We start from the raw sequence: 466 nt of genomic DNA, 5'->3' as shown, positions 1-466 counted from the left end.
CGCACTATCGAAGAGGATTGTCGATTTCCCGTGATCAAGATGATCGGCAAGGCTGCAAGTCGGGGCTACGCAGTAGGGGTTCACGAGAATGTCTCCGGGCCGCTGAAAACAGAAGTGCCGAATAGTCGCGGATTTCAGTGCGCCCGCGCCATCACGCGAACGAGCATCTCGGCTCGCTCTGATCGGTAGTTTATACTGACCCTCGGCACAGGTAGATACCTGACGCGACACCGCTGCATCTGTGGGCTTTCGGGCGACCGCAAAGTAGGTTCTGCGTCCGACTTTGGGCGCCAAGCTGCCGTCCGCCAGAAATAGAGATCTGTGGCCAATCAAACCCCGCCTATTCGCACGTCGTTGCCGCCGATCACCGCACTCATCACTCGGAGATCTTTCAGAGTAAGAGCATCTGCACTACGTGTTGCTGGTGTTAACAAGCAAGAGAATAGCTCCCGGATGAGAATGAGCG

General features: G+C 56.2%; 1 protein-coding gene. It reads left to right on the top strand.

Going from position 1 to position 466, the window contains the following annotated elements; all coding sequences use genetic code 11:
- Nucleotides 1–189 (top strand): hypothetical protein (locus tag EOA22_RS38455; protein ID WP_206521595.1); only part of this gene is annotated, 189 nt, incomplete at its 5' end.
- Nucleotides 190–466: the final 277 nt, after the last annotated feature.

It is taken from the genome of Mesorhizobium sp. M7A.F.Ca.US.014.04.1.1 (genome assembly GCF_003998745.1).
Lineage (GTDB): Bacteria > Pseudomonadota > Alphaproteobacteria > Rhizobiales > Rhizobiaceae > Mesorhizobium > Mesorhizobium ciceri.
This window is presented reverse-complemented; position numbering and strand designations above follow the sequence as displayed.